This is a genomic window from Pseudomonas phoenicis (genome assembly GCF_047302395.1).
GTDB lineage: Bacteria > Pseudomonadota > Gammaproteobacteria > Pseudomonadales > Pseudomonadaceae > Aquipseudomonas.
The window spans coordinates 66,448-80,794 of the sequence record NZ_CP154852.1; the positions used below are offsets into that span (position 1 = coordinate 66,448).

The 14,347-nt window shown below is 68.3% G+C and carries 9 protein-coding genes; 7 read left to right on the plus strand and 2 right to left on the minus strand.

Going from position 1 to position 14,347, the window contains the following annotated elements; all coding sequences use genetic code 11:
* Positions 1 to 127 precede the first annotated feature (127 nt).
* A complete protein-coding gene (locus AA0Z93_RS00350; protein ID WP_413046839.1) occupies positions 128 to 1,438 on the minus strand; it encodes an MFS transporter in 1,311 nt (436 codons plus the stop codon).
* Between the two features lie 367 nt (positions 1,439 to 1,805).
* Here AA0Z93_RS00350 and AA0Z93_RS00355 point away from each other — a divergent pair, with 367 nt between their 5' ends.
* From AA0Z93_RS00355 to AA0Z93_RS00365, 3 genes are all read left to right on the plus strand, one after another.
* Positions 1,806 to 2,981, plus strand: coding sequence for an efflux RND transporter periplasmic adaptor subunit (locus AA0Z93_RS00355; RefSeq protein ID WP_413046838.1), 1,176 nt, complete (start codon positions 1,806 to 1,808; stop codon positions 2,979 to 2,981).
* Positions 2,982 to 5,048, plus strand: a complete 2,067-nt coding sequence (locus AA0Z93_RS00360; protein ID WP_413046837.1) for a MacB family efflux pump subunit — start codon at positions 2,982 to 2,984, stop codon at positions 5,046 to 5,048.
* A 178-nt stretch (positions 5,049 to 5,226) separates the two neighbouring features.
* Entirely contained in the window at positions 5,227 to 6,648 is a 1,422-nt protein-coding gene (locus AA0Z93_RS00365; RefSeq protein ID WP_413046836.1) for an efflux transporter outer membrane subunit, read from the plus strand.
* Between the two features lie 127 nt (positions 6,649 to 6,775).
* Here AA0Z93_RS00365 and AA0Z93_RS00370 read toward each other — a convergent pair whose 3' ends face one another.
* Positions 6,776 to 8,401, minus strand: coding sequence for a PvdJ/PvdD/PvdP-like protein (locus tag AA0Z93_RS00370; protein WP_413046835.1), 1,626 nt, complete (start codon positions 8,399 to 8,401; stop codon positions 6,776 to 6,778).
* Positions 8,402 to 8,571: 170 nt separating this feature from the next.
* Between AA0Z93_RS00370 and pvdM the strand changes: the two genes are divergently transcribed.
* The 4 genes from pvdM (at position 8,572) to AA0Z93_RS00390 (ending at position 14,224) form a co-directional block, all read left to right on the plus strand.
* Positions 8,572 to 9,921 carry a pyoverdine-tailoring dipeptidase-like protein PvdM gene (pvdM, locus tag AA0Z93_RS00375; RefSeq protein WP_413046834.1) on the plus strand — a complete coding sequence of 450 codons (1,350 nt, stop codon included), beginning with the start codon at positions 8,572 to 8,574 and terminating at the stop codon, positions 9,919 to 9,921.
* An 8-nt stretch (positions 9,922 to 9,929) separates the two neighbouring features.
* Positions 9,930 to 11,222, plus strand: coding sequence for an aminotransferase class V-fold PLP-dependent enzyme (locus tag AA0Z93_RS00380; protein WP_413046833.1), 1,293 nt, complete (start codon positions 9,930 to 9,932; stop codon positions 11,220 to 11,222).
* A 331-nt stretch (positions 11,223 to 11,553) separates the two neighbouring features.
* Positions 11,554 to 13,203 (plus strand): cyclic peptide export ABC transporter, encoded by a 1,650-nt coding sequence (locus tag AA0Z93_RS00385; RefSeq protein WP_413046832.1) that lies wholly within the window; start codon positions 11,554 to 11,556, stop codon positions 13,201 to 13,203.
* A 67-nt stretch (positions 13,204 to 13,270) separates the two neighbouring features.
* The gene (locus AA0Z93_RS00390) at positions 13,271 to 14,224 is read left to right on the plus strand and encodes an alpha/beta hydrolase fold domain-containing protein (RefSeq protein ID WP_413046831.1); all 954 of its coding nucleotides are present in this window, start codon (positions 13,271 to 13,273) and stop codon (positions 14,222 to 14,224) included.
* The last annotated feature ends 123 nt before the right edge of the window (positions 14,225 to 14,347 follow it).

Here is a 14,347-nt window from a genome sequence, read left to right on the forward strand (position 1 = left end):
TATATCTTGTTGGAGCGGCTTTAGCCGCGATGGGCTGCAAAGCGGCCCCAAGTAATGCTGTTTCGGCTTAACCGACTGGTATTACGCCTTTGATTCGGGGTTTTTCGTCTCCGGCACCAGGCCCGCCTCAGGCCGAGGCGCAGTCCGTGGCGAAGCGCAGCGACTGGCGATCGGCGAAGTACAGCGCCGTCGCCACCCCGACCGCCCCCATCACCGCACAGAACCCCACACCCACCCATGGGCTCCACGGCATCAGGGCGATCAACGCGAGCGGCGTAGTGCTGGCCCACAGCGCGTAACTGAGGTTGTAGGTGAAGGAAATGCCGGATACGCGGATCGCGGTCGGAAACAGGCCGACCATCACCGACGGCACCACCCCCACCACCCCGCACGACAAGCCCGCCAGCGCGTAAGCCAACCACAGCGGCCCCCACATTCCCACCAGGCTGGCATACAAGCCGCCGATCCCCAGCGGCAGCGACAGGCTGTAGATCGCCAGCGCGCGCCACGCACCGATGCGGTCCACCAGCAGCCCGGCGAGCACGCAGCCGAGATTCAGGAAGACGATGCCGACGCTGCTCAGGGCAAAGGTCTCGCCCGCGCCGATGGCGAAGCTCTTCTGCATCACCGTAGGCGTGACCACCACCAGCACCACGACCGCCGAAGTCAGCACGCAGGTCAGCAGCGCGGCGGGGATCAACGCCTGGCGGTGCTCGCTCAGCACCTGGCGCAGCGGAAAGGCCACAGGAGCGGCATTGCGCGCACGCAAGGCGAGGAATACCGGCGTCTCGCTCAACCAGCGGCGCAACCACAACCCCAGTACGCCGAACAGCCCGCCGAGCAGGAAAGGGTAGCGCCAGGCATGGTCGAGAATCTGCTCCGGACTGTAGAGCCTGGCCAGCAGCGTGGCCACCAGAGCCCCCAGCAGATAGCCGAAGGTCAGCCCAGCCTGGAGGAAGCCCAGCGCATAGCCGCGCCGCCGCGCCGGGGCATGCTCGGCGACGAAGGTCCAGGCGCTGGGCACCTCGCCGCCCACTGCGGCGCCTTGCAGCACACGCAGGGCGAGCAGCAGCAGGGGCGCGGCGTAGCCGATGTCGGCGTAGGTCGGCATCAGCCCGATCAGCAGGCACGGCAAGGCCATCAGCAGAATGCTCAGGTTGAACATGCGCTTGCGCCCGAGATGGTCGGCGAAATGCGCCATCAGGATGCCGCCCAGGGGCCGTGCCAGGTAACCGGTGACGAAGATGCCGAAGCTTTGCAGCAGGCGCAGCCATTCGGGCATCTCAGGGGGGAAGAACAGCTGGCTGAGGGTCAGGGCGAAGAACACGAAGATGATGAAGTCGTAGATCTCCAGCGCGCCACCCAAGGCGGCCAGGCCCAAGGTGCGGTGATCGCTGCGGTTCAAAAGCGCCGCACGGGCGGGAGCAGTGGCAGGCATGGGGCAGGTTCCGCGGTTCGACAAGCGCCGCAGGATAGCAAAAGCCTTGGCCGAAGTGACCGTCAGTGCCTTCGACGGTCGTCGGCAGTGCGGGCAGACCGGGGTCGTGAAGGTAGGCATGGGTCGAGCCCGCTCGCACAGGATCGCCCCTACGATCAGGCACGCCGTGCAGATGATCGCCCACCCAACGCCAGCCCATCGATGCAGTGATCCCGAACCCTGCATCAGCGGGACGCCACGCCGCCTGATCGACTACGGCCCCTTCCCTCCTGCCTCCGCTAAATCCGACCGCCATCACTTCGTTCAATGGGGGACTTGCGCACGCCGCCCTGCGGCGCGCGTCTTCGGCCCTCGGTTGGAAGCCCCCATGAAACGCTCCTCCACCCCACGTCGTACGCTGCTGCTGGCCGCCACCGGCCTGTTGGCCCTGGCCTGCCTGGCCGCCTGGGCCAAGCTGCCGCTGGGCCAGCCGGTGCCCAGCACCGTGGCGGTGACCCGTGGCGACATCGAAAGCAGCGTGACCGCGCTCGGCACCTTGCAGCCACGGCGCTACGTGGACGTCGGCGCCCAGGCGTCGGGGCAGATCCGCACCCTGGCGGTGGAAGTCGGCGACGTGGTGCACAAGGGGCAACTGCTGGTCGAACTCGACCCGTCCACGCAACAGGCGCGGGTCGATGCGGGGCGTTTCTCCATCGACAACCTCAAGGCCGAGCTGGCCGAACAGCGCGCCCAGTTCCAATTGGCGCAGCAACAGTACCGGCGCCAGCAGGAGCTGGCCCGCACCGGCGCCACTCGCGCCGAAGACGTGCAAGCGGCCCAGGCCCAGCTCAAGGTCACCCAGGCGCGGATCGACAAGTTCCAGGCGCAGATCCGTCAGGCCGAAGCCAGCCTGCGCAGCGACCAGGCCGAGCTCGGCTACACGCGCATCTACGCGCCCATGGACGGCACCGTGGTCGCCCTCGACGCGCGCCTGGGCCAGACCCTCAACGCCCAGCAGCAGACCCCGCTGATCCTGCGCATCGCCCGGCTGTCGCCGATGACCGTGTGGGCGCAGGTGTCCGAAGCCGACATCGGCCAGGTCAAGGCCGGCATGAGCGCCTACTTCACCACCCTGGCCGGCGGCAAGCGCCGTTGGACCAGCAGCGTGCGGCAGATCCTGCCGATCCCGCCGCGCCCGCTCGAACAGACCAGCCAGGGCGGTGGCAGCCCGGCCAGCATCGGCTCCGGCACCACCGGCAGCCAAGTGGTGCAGTACACCGTGCTGCTCGACGTCGACAACCCCGACGGCGCGTTGATGGCCGAGATGACCACCCAGGTGTTCTTCGTCGCCGGCCAGGCCCGGCAGGTGTTGACCGCGCCGTCTGCGGCACTGGACAGCACCGACGACGAGCACTTGCGCCTGGCCCAGGTGCTGCGCGACGACGGCACGCTGGAGCGGCGCGAGGTGCGCGTGGGCCTGAGCGACCGGCTGCGCACCCAGGTGCTCGACGGCCTGCGCGAGGGCGAGCGGCTGGTGATCGGCAGCACCGCCAGTGGGGGTTGAATGAGCCTGCCCCTGATCGAGCTGCGCGACATCCGCAAGGTCTATGGCGGGGTCGACGCCCCCGAGGTCGAGGTATTGCGCGGCGTCAGCCTGAGCATCCACCCCGGCGAATTCGTCGCCATCGTCGGCAGTTCCGGCTCGGGCAAGTCGACCCTGATGAACGTGCTCGGCTGTCTCGACCGCCCTACCTCGGGCAGCTACCGCTTCGCCGGCAAGGACGTGGCCGAGCTGAACGTCGACGAGCTGGCCTGGCTGCGCCGCGAAGCCTTCGGTTTCGTGTTCCAGGGCTACCACCTGATCCCCTCCGGCTCGGCCCAGGAAAACGTCGAGATGCCGGCGATCTATGCCGGTCTGGCCGCCGACGCACGGCATGCCCGCGCCGCCGCGTTGTTGGAACGTCTGGGCTTGGCCAGCCGTACTGGCAACCGGCCGCACCAATTGTCGGGCGGCCAGCAGCAACGGGTGTCGATCGCCCGCGCGCTGATGAACGGTGGCCACATCATCCTCGCCGACGAACCGACCGGCGCGCTCGACAGCCACAGTGGCGCGCAGGTGATGGCCCTGCTCGACGAGCTGGCCAGCCAGGGCCACGTGATCGTCCTCATCACCCACGACCGGGAAGTGGCGGCGCGTGCGCAGCGCATCATCGAGGTGCGCGACGGCCAGATGGTCAGCGATTCGGGCCGGGTGCCCGCCATGCCCGGCGAGACCCCTGCGGCGCGCGCGCAGGGCGTAGTCGAGGTGCGTGACGGCCAAGTGGTCGGCGTTTCGGGCCGTAAACCCGCCGCACCCGGGGAGCCCCCTGCGGCGACCGAACACCTGCAGGCCGACGACCTGCGCCAACGCCTGGACCGCGGCGCGACCCAACGTGGCGCGTGGAAGGGCGAACTGCTCGAATCGCTGCGCGCGGCCTGGCGGGTGATGTGGATCAACCGCTTCCGCACGGCGCTGACCCTGCTCGGCATCGTCATCGGCGTGGCGTCGGTGGTGGTGATGCTGGCCATCGGCGAAGGCAGCAAGCGCCAGGTGATGGCGCAGATGGCCGCCTTCGGCTCGAACATCCTCTACCTCAATGGCAAGCACGCGACCCTGCGCGAAGCGGCCGGCATCGTCACCCTCGACGATGTCGAGGCCATCGGCCAGTTGCCCCAGGTGCAGCGCGTCATGCCGGTGATCGGCGGCGAGCTGGACGTGCGCCATGGCAACAACAACCAACGTTTCTACGTAGGCGGCAACAACACGCAGTTCCCGCAGATCCTCAACTGGCCGGTGGTGCAAGGCGCCTTCTTCAGCGAGGCCGACGAACGCGCCGGCGCCGCCGTGGCGGTGATCGGCCAGAAAGTGCGCGACAAGCTGCTGCCGCCCGCCAGCGACCCGATCGGCCAGTACCTGCTGCTGGGCAACGTGCCGTTTCAGGTGGTCGGCATCCTGGCCGGCAAGGGCGCGAGCTCCGGCGATCAGGACAGCGACGAGCGCATCGTGGTGCCCTACTCCGCTGCGGCCATTCGCCTGTTCGCCAAGCCCGACCCGGAATACGTGATCATCGCCGCCGCCGATTCGGCGCGGGTGGCCGACAGCGAAAGCGCCATCGACCATCTGTTGCGTCAGCGCCATCAGGGCAAGCGCGACTACGAGCTGACCAACAACGCCGCTCTGATCCAGGCCGAAGCCCGCACACAGAACAGCCTGTCGCTGATGCTCGGCGCCATTGCCGCGATTTCGTTGCTGGTGGGTGGCATCGGGGTCATGAACATCATGCTCATGACCGTGCGCGAGCGCACCCGCGAGATCGGCATCCGCATGGCCACCGGCGCGCGCCAGCGCGACATCCTGCGCCAGTTCCTCAGCGAAGCGGTGATGCTGTCGATGGTCGGCGGTTTGAGCGGCATCGCGCTGGCGCTGCTGATCGGGGCCGGGCTGGTGCTGGCCGATGTCGCCGTGGCCTTCGCCCTGTCCGCCATCCTCGGCGCCTTTGCCTGCGCAGTGGTCACCGGCGTGGTGTTCGGCTTCATGCCAGCGCGCCAGGCTGCGCGCCTGGACCCGGTCAAAGCTTTGAACAGCGATTGAGCACGCTGCGCAGCGCTTCGACGCACTCCACCGCTGCGACCCAAGTCGCAGCCTCGACGCGCCGTAGCGTTCCGGCCCAAGTCTCAGCCCCGATGCGCCGTACCGTTGCGGCCCACGACGTAGCCTCGACCCTTGACACCGTTTCGACCCGCCAACAGCCCCGATCAGCGAAGAGACCATGACCCTGCCCAGCCGTATCAGCCTGTTGACCTTGAGCCTGTGCCTCGCCGCCTGCACCACGCCACCTACGCCCGAGGCTGGCATCCAGGCACCGGCGGGCTGGCAAAGCGCGGCGCCCGATGCGCGCCAGGCCTGGCCCGACCGGCAATGGTGGCGAGCCTTCGCCAGCCCTACGCTGGACCGCCTGGTGGAACGCGCCCGACGCAACAGCCATGATCTGGCCGCAGCCACCGCGCGGGTGCGCCAGGCCCAGGCCAATGCCGTGATCGCCGGCGCGCCCCTGCTGCCCGAGGTGCGACTGGCGCTGGACGCCAACCGTCAGCATCTGTTGCACGGGCCAGGCTATGACGGCCTCGACGTCAGCGAGGACTACCGCACCAGCAGCAGTTTCGACGCGGTACTCAGCACCCGTTACGAGGTGGATTTCTGGGGCGGCGTGCGCGGCAAGCGCGACAGCGCCCTACGCGCCCTGGAGGCCAACCGCTTCGATCGTCAGACCGTCGAGCTGACCTTGGTCGGCGCGGTCGCCGACGCTTACTTGCGCGACCTGACCCTGGCCGAACAGGCGCGCATCGCCCGCCTCAACCTGGACAATGCCACCGACGTGCTGCGCGTGGTGCAGAGTCGTCAGCAGGCCGGCGCAGCCAGCCGGCTGGAACAGGCGCAACAGTCGGGCCTGCTGGCGGCGCAACGGCGCCAGGTGCAGTTGCTCGAACAGCAGCGCCAGGACAACCGCGTCACCCTGGCCACCCTGCTCGGCGAGCCGGTGCAGGCACTGCCCGATCACGACGAGCGCATCACGGCGCTGACTTGGCCGCCGCTCGCAGGCGGCATGCCCAGCGAACTGCTGGCGCGTCGCCCGGACATCGCCGCTGCCGAAGCGCGCCTGGCCGCCGCCAGCGCCGATGTGCAGGTGGCGCGCGCGGCGATGCTGCCGGCCTTGCAGCTGGGCATCGACCTGGGCAGCGGCGCCCGCACCGCCGCCGATCTCTTGCAGAGCCCGTTCTATACCCTGACCGCCGGGCTGGCCGCGCCGATCTTCGACAACGGCCGCCTGCGCGCTGGGCGCGACGTCGCCCAGGCGCGCCAGGCCGAACTGCTGGAAGACTACCGGGCGCGGATCGTGGCCGCCTTCGGCGACGTGGAAAAGGCCCTGAACGCCGTGGCCGGGGTCGAGCGCCAGCAGCAGTGGCAGGACCAGGAGGTGCAACAGGCGCAACTGGCCTTCGACCTCGCCCAGCAGCGCTACCGCGCCGGTGCGGAAACCCTGTTGGTGGTGCTGGAGACCCAACGCACGCTGTTCGCCGCCCAGGACCAGCAGGCGCGCCTGCGCCTGGAGCGGCTGCAAGGCAGTGTGGCGCTGTACAAGGCTTTGGGCGGCGGTTGGCAAGTCACGCAGCGTCAGGAAGATGCACATTGAGGCAAAAAATGGCCTGTCGTCGGTATTTGCCGGGGACCGGCCGCTCCTGCAAGTTTTCGAGGCATTCCACAGGCATCAAGTACTTGAGTGAGCAGCACTACGCCCCCGGCGGGCCTGGCGCGAAGCGTCAGAAATCCATTCCCGCCACCGACAGGTGCCGCGCATACCACGGCCTTTTCGGCACGCGCTCGAGCAGCCCGTCGATGCCCTGCTCTTCGTCGGCGAAGATGATGCGCAAAGCCAGCTTCATGGTCTCGACGTCCATCTCCACCGATTTGCCCGGCCGCACGCCGGGGACGGTGCTGCAACCGTGGGTGTCGGGGCCGAGCCAGGGGTCGTCGACTTCGACCCAGCGGCCGGGCGCGAACCAGGGCACGCCATTGACCTCGAGCCTGCGCACTTCGCCCGGATGGAAACGTTCGTGGGCGGCGTACCAGTCTTCGATGCGGTCGTCGATCCAGCCATGGAAGCGCCAGAACACCGGGTGCACATGGGAAGAGAACGGATCGCCGAGAAAGTCGTTTTCGGCCGCGAACCAGCGCGGTGCGAAGTCGTCCTGGGTACGGCCGTAGGGCACTGGCACGCCGTTGGACGGGTCACGTGGCACCGCCGCCCAGCGCATGTGCAGCCAGTCGTGCAGGCCCAGCTCCATTTCCGAGCCGAACTGGCCCAGGGTCAACTTGGCCAGGTAGCGCGGGTCGCGGTATTGCGACTCCCACAGCGCGAAGTTGGCCTGGAAGGTCTCTTCGCGCTTGATGCCGCTCACCCATTCGCTGAATTCTTCGTCGTCCTCTGCCACCCAGGTGGGCGGTACCGAACAGCCGTCGAGGTTGTCGAAGTAGGCGGCGAAGCCCTGGCGATCGCGCTCCAGCGCCGGTTGCGGCAGCGGAAAGTGCGTCCACGACGGCAGCGGCTGCAAGGCGCGCGCGTGGGCCAGCATGTTGCGGTGCATGAAGAAGAAGTCCACGCCCGAGCCGTTGCGGTCCTTGTGCCGGCCGCGGGCATCGCGTTCGCGTTCGCGCGGGCCGGGCTGCCAGCCCAGGCCGCGCAGGCTTTCGCGGCGCTGCTCGGGCAGTTTGTGCCATTTGTCGCGGCTGGCATGCCACAGCTGGTGGAACAGCCGGTGCTCGGGCGCGATCAGCCAGTTCAGCAGAGGCGCGGCCAGGGTGATGCGCTGGCGTGCTTCGGGGAAGCGCTGCTTGGTGGCGACGAAGCGGTTGTCCTGCTCGGGCAGGGCCAGGGGGCGGGTCAGGTCGAGCAACTGGCCGGTGAAGGTGTCGCTGCCGGCGTTGCCGAAGGCGGCCCAGACTTCGTCGACCAACACGGTCATCTCATAGCGTGGCGCGGACTGCCCTTCGGGCACCAGGCGCCAATACAAGCGGCCGCCATCGTCCTGGCGTAGATCGCCGATCACGTGATAGCGCGGGTTCGCGGCGCTGCGCAGGCGCTCGGCGCCGTCCAGGCAACCGCGTAGGCCACGTCCGCGGGCGGCGATGTCGAGGAACAGCTCCAGGTCCTGTTCGGGCAGGCCCGGCAGACCGGCCTCGGTGCCGTACAGGCGCAGGCGCCAGATGCCGCGCAGGCGATTGGCCAACTGCTGCCCGGCGACGTCGGTGAGGTCTACCGTGGCCTCGCCCGGGGTCTCCGGCGGCTCGTCGGGGCGGGTCAGTTCGCGATGGCCGTAGTAACCGGCGGGTACCGCTGCGCCCACCCATGCGGCCACGGCCATGAACCCTCGTCGAGAAATCGTCATCCAGCCACCTGTGTTCCCGCCTTCAAGCGTGCGTCATCCCAGCAAGAACGTATGCGGCACAGGCAAATTTAGCGATCGGGCGCCCCGGCGCCGGACTAAATTTCCCTGCCGACCCCTCGTCCCTCCCTGGTAGCCCAAGCCCGGCATTCGCCACCCGCAGCGAGACAGCAATGACACGACCACGCTGGAAGAAGACCCTCTACCTCGGCCTGCCCCTGGCCGTGCTGCTCGGCGCGGGCGGCTACTTCGCCTGGCGTTGGTTCGACCCGGGCGCGGCCTACCCGCATCAGGTGGTCGAGCAGGCCAACGACCTGCAAGCGCGCATCGTCTCGTTCGACAGCCACATCACCTTGCCGATGAGTTTCGGCGTGCAGGGCAACGAAGCCGACAAGGACGGTTTCGGCCAGTTCGACCTGGCCAAGGCGGCCAAGGGCCGACTGTCGGGCGCGGCGCTGACCATTTTCGGCTGGCCGGAAATCTGGAACGGCCCCAACGCCCCGCACCGCCCTACCGCCGGCTTCGTAGAGGAAGCGCGCAACCAGCAGGAAGTGCGTTACAAGGCCATCACCGGCATGGTGCGCGACTTTCCCAACCAGGTCGGCATCGCCTATACCCCCGACGATCTGCGGCGCCTGCACGGCGAGGGCAAGTTCGCCATTTTCATCAGCATGCTCAACGCCTACCCGCTGGGCCACGACCTCGGCCTGCTCGACACGTGGGCCGCGCGCGGGATGCGCATGTTCGGCTTCAACTACATCGGTAACAACGACTGGTCCGACTCCTCGCGCCCGCTGCCGTTTCTCAACGACTCGCCCGACGCCCTGGGCGGTCTGTCGGACCTGGGCAAGCAGGCCGTGCGGCGGCTCAACGCGCTGGGCGTGATCATCGACGTGTCGCACATGTCCACCCCGGCGCTGGAGCAGGTCGCGGCGCTCAGCCGTGCGCCGATCGTGGCCTCGCACTCGGTGCCGCGGGCCTTCGTCGACATTCCGCGCAACCTCAGCGACAAGGAAATGCGCCTGATCCGCGACAGCGGCGGCGTGGTGCAGATCGTGGCGTTCTCCGCCTACCTCAAGCCGCTGACGGCCAAGACCCAGGACAAGCTCAACGCCCTGCGCCACGACTTCGGTCTGCCGCCGCTGCCCAACCAGGCCATGGCGCTGATGCCGGGCGACCCGGTGATCGCTGCCTGGAGCGAGCAGCAATTGGGCAGCTACGCCAGCCAGCTATACGCGATTCTCGACGAAGAGCCCAAGGCCACGCTCAAGGAATTCGGCGATGCCATCGACTACGCGGTGCGCAAGATCGGCATCGACCACGTCGGCATCGCTTCGGACTTCAACGAAGGCGGCGGCATCGAAGGCTGGAACGATGTCGGCGAATCGCGCAACGTCACCGCCGAGCTGATCCAGCGCGGCTACTCCGAAGCGGACATCGCCAAGCTCTGGGGCGGCAATTTCCTGCGCACCTGGGCGCAGGTGCAGCGTGCCGCTCAACCCACTTCGCCCTCGCAGCCGTGAACGACGCCATGACCGACCGCCGTACCTTCCTCAAACAGGCCAGCGTGCTGGCCATGGCGTTACCCCTGGGCAGCGGCCTGGCGGCCTGTGCCGCGCAAGCACAGACGCCGCCGGCGCAGGTGCACAACCCCGACAAGTGGCGCCATCTGCAAAGCCTGTTCACCCTCGACCCCGACTACCTGCACTTCGCCAACTTCCTGCTCACCGCCCATCCCAAGCCTGTGCGCGAGGCCATCGAGCGCCACCGCGCCTGGCTGGACCGCAACCCGAGCCTGGCCATGGACTGGGACCGCGAGGAAACCTGGCGGCACGAAGCCCAGGTGCGCGAGTGGGCCGGCCGCTACCTGGGCGCCAGGCCCGGACAGATCGCCCTCACCGGCAGCACTACCGAGGGCCTGGCAATGGTCTACGGTGGCATCCATGTGCGCCCCGACCAGGAAATCCTCACCACCGCGCACGAGCACTACTCCACCTACTACAGCCTGGCCTTCCGCAGCGAACGCGAGGGCACCCAGGTGCGCAAGATCCGCCTGTTCGAAGACCCGGCGCAGGTCACCCAGGAAGAGATCCTCGCCAACATCGACCGCGCCATTCGCCCCAACACCCGCGTGCTGGGCATGACCTGGGTGCATTCGAGCAGCGGCGTGAAGCTGCCGGTGGTGGAGATTGGCGAACTGGTGGCCCGGCATAACCGTGGCCGCGCCGAGGACCAGCGCATCCTCTACGTCATCGACGGCGTGCATGGCTTCGGCGTGGAAGATCTGAGTTTCGCCCGGATGAACTGCGACTTCTTCATCGCCGGCACCCACAAGTGGATGTTCGGCCCGCGCGGCACGGGCATCGTCTGCGCGCGCAGCGAGGTATTGGAAAACCTCACGCCGCTGATTCCGACCTTCTCCGAAGACCAGAACTTCGCCACGCGCATGACCCCGGGCGGCTACCACGCCTTCGAACACCGCTGGGCCCTGGACGAAGCCTTCAAGCTGCACCTGCAACTGGGCAAGGCCGACGTGCAGGCGCGCATCCACCAGCTCAACGGCTACCTGCGCGAGCGCCTGGCAGCCGATGGGCGGGTGCGCTTGGTCACGCCGCGCAGCCCGGCGCTGTCCTCGGGCTTCACCTTCTTCACGGTCAAGGGCCGCGAGTGCGACCAGGTGGCGGCGGCGCTGATCGCGCGCAAGGTCAACATCGATGCGGTCAGCCGCGACGTGGGGCCGGTGATCCGCACCTCGCCGGGGCTGCTCAACGACGAAGCGCAGATCGACCGCTTGATGGTCGAACTGGAGCGTGCGCTGGCTTGAGGTTGAGCGGTCCAGGGCCTTGGGCGTGAAGTTGGCCGCTGTGCCGTCCTGAGCGGTCGCAGCGGGCCGCGTCGACGCCCTGCACGGGCAGTGCCGCAGGCCACACTGGCGTCGATCCGAACGGAGTGGGCCGCAGGTGTCGATACAGCGGGTGCTGTCGCGCCTGGAACCTTCGCAAAGCCGCGCAGGCAGCGGCCGGCGCCGCCCGGGCGACGGTCCGTACGGCGCGCATGCCGCTAAATCCACCTGCGGATCAAACGTTCATCTACTACCAGGCCGCCCGGCCCCCACCCGCCCCTGGCAACCGCCAGCTTGCGACCGAGGTAGTTCCATGTCCGCACCATCGCGCAGCGCCTTCCACGAACTGATGACCCTGCTGCGGCCCTACCGCTGGATCGTGGCAGGTTCCATCGTGCTGGGCATCCTCGGCGGCCTGAGCATCACGGCGCTGCTGGCCACGGTCAACCGCGGCCTGCACAACGCCCAAGGCCTGAGCAGCGGCGTGATTCTGGCGTTCGCCGGCCTGTGCCTGGTGGCCCTGCTCAGCGGCATCGCTGCCGACATCGGCACCAACCTGGTGGGGCAGAAGGTCATCGCGCGCCTGCGCAAGGAGCTGGGCGCCAAAGTCCTGGCCGCGCCCATCGAGCAGATCGAGCGCTACCGTACCCATCGGCTGATCCCGGTCCTGACCCATGACGTCGACACCATCAGCGACTTCGCTTTCTCCTTCGCCCCCCTGGCGGTGTCGTGCACCGTGGTGCTGGGCTGCCTGGCCTACCTGGCCACGCTGTCGCTGCCGATCTTCGCCATGACCGTGGTGGCCATCGGCATCGGCTCGGCCATCCAGTTCGTGGCGCGCAACAAAGGCGAGCGCGGCTTCAACCAAGCCCGCGACGCCGAAGACCATTTGCAGAAACACTATTCGGCCATCGCCGAGGGCGCCAAGGAACTGCGCATCCATCGCCCGCGCCGGCATGCCATGTTCACCCGCAACATCCAGGGCACCGCCGACCATATCTGCGACACCCACATCCGCTCGATCAACATCTTCGTCATCGCCAAGAGCCTGGGTTCGATGCTGTTCTTCGTGGTCATCGGCCTGGCCCTGGCGATGCAGTCGCTGTGGCCGAGCGGCGACCCGGCGGTGATCAGCGGCTTCGTGCTGGTGCTGCTGTACATGAAAGGCCCGCTGGAAAACCTGATCGGCAACCTGCCCATCGTCAGCCGCGCGCAGATCGCCTTCCGCCGCATCGCCGACCTGTCCGAGCGCTTTTCCTCGCCCGAGCCGCACCTGCTGCTCGACGACGTCCAGCCGCCGGCCGTGACCCTGGAACGTCTGGAACTGCGCGGCGTGGAGTACGCCTACCCGACGGTCGAGGGCAGCGCCGCGTTCCGCGTGGGGCCGGTGAACCTGGACATCGCCGCAGGCGAGATCGTCTTCATCGTCGGCGACAACGGTTCGGGCAAGACCTCGCTGATCAAGCTGCTGCTGGGCCTGTACGTGCCGAGCAAGGGCCAGGTGCTGGTCAACGGCGCGCCGGTCGAGGCGGCCGGGCTGGACGACTACCGCCAGCTGTTCACCACCATCTTCGCCGACTACTTCCTGTTCGACGACCTGATGCAGCCCGACCAACGCGTGCCGCAGGATGCCACGCGCTACCTGGAACGCCTGGAGATCGCGCACAAGGTCAGCGTGCGCGACGGCGCCTTCACCACCACCGACCTGTCGACCGGCCAGCGCAAGCGCCTGGCCCTGGTCAACGCCTGGCTGGACCAGCGCCCGGTGCTGGTGTTCGACGAATGGGCCGCCGACCAGGACCCGGCCTTCCGCCGCATCTTCTACACCGAGCTGTTGCCCGAGCTCAAACGCCTGGGCAAGACCCTGATCGTGATTTCCCACGACGACCGCTACTTCGACGTCGCCGACCATGTGGTCCGCCTGCAGGCCGGGCAAGTGCTGCGTGAACCGACCCTGGCCTGACCGACGTTTTTTCTGCCGAGCCGCGCTGGCCCCGGACCGGCTAACCGATTGCAAAGAGGACACCGCAATGCCGCTGGACCCCGACCTGGAAGGTTTTCTCGAACTCGCCGAACTGGGCCGCCTGAGCGGCAAGCACAGGCCGCTGCACGAACTGGGCGTGGCAGAGGCGCGGGCGAGCTTCGAGTCGAGTTCGCAAGTGCTCGACCCTGCGCCACCGGCCGCCGTGGAGGTCAGCCAACAGCGGATCGACACTCGCGACGGCGCACGCCTTGAAGCCCGCCTGTATCGGCCGGCCGGCAGCCCGCAAGCGCTGCCGTGCGTGCTGTACTTCCACGGTGGCGGGTATGTGGTGGGCAGCCTCGACTCGCATGACTCGATCTGCCGACGCCTGGCCGCCGTATGCGGCCACGCCGTGCTGGCGCCCGCCTATCGCCTGGCGCCCGAACACGTGTTTCCGGTGGCTGCGCAGGATGCCGAAGACAGCGCCGCGTGGCTGGTTCGGCATGCGCCGACGCTGGCCGTGGACAGCGACCGCTTGATCGTGGCCGGCGACAGCGCCGGCGCCACCCTGGCCACGGTGCTGGCCATCGCCGCAGCGCAAGGCGAGTTGGCGGCAGGCTTCGCACCACGGGCGCAGCTGCTGTTCTACCCGGTGACGGATGCCTCACGGACCCGTCCTTCGCATGCGCGCTTCGGCGAGGGTTACCTGCTGGAAAGCGACACCCTGGAATGGTTCTACCAACACTACTTTCCCCACCCCGAACTGCGCCGTGACTGGCGCGCCTCGCCGCTGCTGGCCCAAGCCCTGCCGGCGCTGGCACCGGCCTACCTGAGCCTGGCCGAGTACGACCCGCTGTACGACGAGGGGCTGGCCTATGCCGAACATCTGCGGGCCAGCGGCACGCCGGTGACCCTCCTGACCGAGCACGGCCTGACCCACGACTTCCTGCGCATGTCCGGCATCACCGGGCGGATCGACGCCCTCTACAGCCAAATCGCCGACTGGCTGAACACGTTGTAGGCGCAGCGCCAGGCCGCGTAGGCCTTCGTCCCGGCAACGGCCATACGCCGCACGACCGGCCCGAGGGCAGGTTGCGGCGTATGCCGAATGCACAGGCACGTCGGCCGTGCGCCCACCTACCTT